The organism is Streptomyces sp. NPDC006925 (assembly GCF_042869575.1).
In the GTDB taxonomy this organism is placed as follows: domain Bacteria; phylum Actinomycetota; class Actinomycetes; order Streptomycetales; family Streptomycetaceae; genus Streptomyces.
The window spans coordinates 1-3,633 of sequence record NZ_JBIAGB010000023.1 but is presented as its reverse complement, the minus strand read 5'-3'; the positions used below and the strand labels follow the sequence as shown (position 1 = coordinate 3,633).

Sequence of the window (3,633 nt, the reverse complement as noted above, 5' to 3'; positions counted from 1 at the left end):
GGGCGCTCGGCGGGGGGGGCGCCGCCCCCCCCGGGGCGCGGGGGGGGGGGGGGGGGGGGGGGCGGCGCCCGCCCCCCCCCCCCCCCCCCCCCCCCCCCCCCCCTCCCCTCGTGCGTCATCCCCGTACCGCTGCCTGCGCCGCGCGGATCCGGCGGGCCGCCCAGCGCGCCGAGGGGCTGGTCCGCAGCAGCCTGGCCCGGACCGACGTACCGCCTCCCGGAAGGGCGAGCGCGGTCAGCCGACGGCGCTTGAAGTAGCGTTCGGTGCCTTCGTCGAGGTGGTCCTCCAGCCAGGCTGCGGCCTCCTGGCGCAACTGCGGATGGAGCTTGGCCTGCATGCAGTAGCCCACGGTCCGCACCAGCGCGCCGAGTTCGCCGGCCCGCTCGGCGACGGTGGGGGCGTCCTCCATGCGGTCGGCCGGCTCGGGCACCGCGAAGTCGACGATCGTGACGGGAACACGATTGCTGTTCTGGTAGGGCGTCAGCCGCTCCAGCAGCGCCTCCGTGCCCACCCTGGCGATCGCGATGCCGTAGTAGGCGGCCGCGGTCAGCAGCGCGGTGGAGAAGCAGCCGACGACCAGCGTGGGACGGCAGCGGTCGTACACGGCCTCGGCCAGCACGGGGCCTTCCAGGACGTGCAGCCGCACTCCCGCCCGGGCGGCCTCCTCCTCCAGGACGCGGCCATAGCGCGCCGGAGCGGTGGGGTGGGGCTTGAACACCACACACGAGTGTCCCGCGGCCACCGCCCCGCGCAGCATCCGCGCGTGGAGCTCTTCCTCCTCCTCGGGGGTGAGGATGCCCAGTGCCGCGAGGTACTGCCCCAGCAGCACGGCGCTCGGGCGGTCCCGTGCGACGCGGGCCAGCTCCGGCTCCCCGGCGGCGGCCTCTCCCAGTTCACCGAGCACCTTCAGGAACGCCTCGTCGGGTACGGCCTCGGGCGGCACGGTGTGCTCCGCCAGCAGCAGCGGGCGCAGGCCGGGCACGAGATCGAGGTGCAGCAGCCGCCGGACGCGGCAGCCCAGCCACTGGGGGAGCCGCTCCCGGGTGGGGCCGTAGCTCATCAGACCGTCGGCGTAGACGTGCACCGCACTGCCGCTGAAGACGGTGGCCAGCGCTTTGGCCGGGCTGACGTGGACGGATTCCACCACCAGCTCCACCGGCGCGCTCCCCAGCCCCCAGGCGTGCCGGAACATCCGCTCCCACACCGGCGCCTCGTCCCGCAGCGGGGCCCAGGTGCTGGGGTGGTACGGCTGGATGGCCTCGTTCCAGTCGACGATCTCGTCGAACCGCGCCGCCAGCCGCTCGAAGCCGTTCATCGTGGGAAGGCGGGTGGCCGCCTCCGGAGTGGCGGCGTTGTTGGAGACCAGGAGGATGCGGCGGGCCGCGTCCGGCTGCCCGAACTGCCCCGCGTCCACGGAGGCGGCCAGGGTCGCGGCCCCGTAGAGCGTGGAGACCTCGAAGATCTGGACGGGGCGGGCGGAGTGCTGGTCGGTGCGGCGCTGCTGCGCCCTTCCACGGGGATCCGGCATCGGTCAGGCCGCCCTTCCGGCCGCGCGCATGCGCTGCAGCCTGTCGGCGCGTGCGTGGTCCATCCCCGCCAGCGTCCGGTCGAGCACGTCCTGGGGCATGCGCTGCAGCGCGGAGGTCACCCTCTTCTTCAGCTGCCGTGCCACCGGGGCGTGGTAGCGCCGGATGTTGGCCAGGTGGAAGGCGATGAGCGCGCAGTAGGTCCGCACCGCCTTGGGCAGGAAGCGGTCACCCTCCGGATCGGCGGCTAGGTCGGCGAGGAGCGCGTCGTGGGCGGGGATGAAGTCCAGCTGCCGGGCGTCGCGGATCTGGGTGAGCGAGGTGGTCACCCCGCGCCGGTAGAACACTCCGAGCAGGCCCGTGACGGCGAACGAGCGGGCCGCCAGATGCAGCCGCCAGGTCCACAACCGGTCCTCGGCGGTGCGCAGGTCGGCGGCGAACCGCAGGGCCCCGTCCTCGAACAGGGCGCGGCGGTAGACGCCGGCCCAGACGAACGGGTAGTCCACCATCGTCTCCGCCTGCGGTGGAGCGATCACCTCGCGTGGGTGCAGCACCGTGTCGCGTACCGGCGCGGGCGCGCGGCGCACGACGCGCTTGGTGCCGGTGCTCTGCACGTGGTCGGTGCGCACGAAGTCGCAGTCCAACCGCTCGATGACACGGACGAGTTCGTCGAGGTGGCCGGGGCCGTACCAGTCGTCACCGTCCAGGAAGGTCAGATAGTCGCCGCGGGCCGCCTCGATCCCGGCGTTGCGGCTGCGGGCGATGCCCCGGTTCTCCTCGTGCCGGATGACGGTGGAGCCGGGGAGGCGGTGCTCCCACCGGTCCAGGATCTCCGAGGTGGCGTCCGTGGAGCAGTCGTCGACCAGGATGAACTCCGTTGTCGGCCCCGCGTTGTTGGCGAGGCTCCTCAGGGTGTCTTCCGCGAATTCCTGCACATTGTGGCACGGCACGATGACGGAGAGTTTGGGCATATGTGATCCAGAAGAGAGCGTGAAGTGGGCGGTACGGTGAACTGACAGTGAATTGCGGCGGTCGACTGCGTAAAAGAACAATTGCTTCGGCCGCTATCCGGATCGAGGTGGCGCGAAACGATCGGATGTGCGGCACAAGTGGTGAGCCTACCCTCTCGGCCAGGGAGTTCTGAAGGTCGCGAACGATTACCGGCCCGTTTGTCCCGTTGCGGATCCCCGCGGCGGAAGGCCGTGCGTGCGGCCGGTGAATTCCCGGTGGCCCGCATTCCGCTCCGGTCGGAATTCTCGTCGAACGGCAGTACTCTCCGCGGTCGGCAGTACTCCCCGGTGCTCTCCCCGGTGCTTTTCGCTCGCCGGGCGGTGACGCGCTCGGGATGCCCGCATCGCCCCGGTCGCCTAGGCTCGAAGCACACGAGCCGCCCCGGCCGCCGGCCTGGTGCGCGTCGGGCCGCGGCGCCTGCCGGTGCTCTCCACCGGTGTGCGGCTGCCCCGAGCGAAGGAGCGCGTGCCATGCCCGAGAGCCGAGCGAGCGGCAACGCCTTTCCCGCGCCCAGCGAGGGAATGGCGGTGACCGTCTTCCTCACCGTGAACGATGTGGCGCGCTCGCGACGGTTCTACAGCGAGGTGCTGGGCGGAGAGGTCGTCCTGGAGGAGAATCCCTGCACCATCCGGCTCGCCAACAGCTGGATCATCATGAATCCCGGCGGCGGACCCACCCCCGACAAACCCGGCGTGACGCTGCAGGCCCCCGAGAGCCGGGACACGGTCTCCAGCTTCATGAACCTCCGGGTGGCCGACATCCAGGCCGTGTACGAGGAGTGGACGGCCAAGGGTGCCGAATTCCTCACCCCGCCCATCGACCGGGAGGCCGAACTGCGCTGCTATCTGCGTGACCCCGACGGCTATCTGATCGAGGTCGGCCAGGCGACCGGAATGCTGCACGGACACTTCGCCCGCCGGGGCTGACGGGCCGGGGCCCCGCACCTGGCAGCCCGCACCTGGCAGGGGACACGCGAGGGGCGCGTACGGCTCCGCGGACGTGGGGGGGGGGGGGGGGGGGGGGGGGGGGGGGGGGGGGGGGGGGGGGGGGGGGGGGGGGGGGGGGGGGGGGGGGGCGGGGGGGGGGGGGGGGGGGG

Annotated in this window: 3 protein-coding genes; 1 reads left to right on the top strand and 2 read right to left on the bottom strand. The window is 72.8% G+C overall.

Annotated elements, in window-relative coordinates:
• Positions 1 to 115: 115 nt before the first annotated feature.
• Positions 116 to 1,528 carry a polysialyltransferase family glycosyltransferase gene (locus tag ACFYNS_RS25140; RefSeq protein ID WP_360294323.1) on the bottom strand — a complete coding sequence of 471 codons (1,413 nt, stop codon included), beginning with the start codon at positions 1,526 to 1,528 and terminating at the stop codon, positions 116 to 118.
• Between the two features lie 3 nt (positions 1,529 to 1,531).
• A complete protein-coding gene (locus ACFYNS_RS25135) occupies positions 1,532 to 2,497 on the bottom strand; it encodes a glycosyltransferase family 2 protein (protein WP_360294320.1) in 966 nt (321 codons plus the stop codon).
• A gap of 510 nt (positions 2,498 to 3,007) precedes the next feature.
• Here ACFYNS_RS25135 and ACFYNS_RS25130 point away from each other — a divergent pair.
• Positions 3,008 to 3,463 carry a VOC family protein gene (locus ACFYNS_RS25130; protein WP_360294317.1) on the top strand — a complete coding sequence of 152 codons (456 nt, stop codon included), beginning with the start codon at positions 3,008 to 3,010 and terminating at the stop codon, positions 3,461 to 3,463.
• Positions 3,464 to 3,633: the final 170 nt, after the last annotated feature.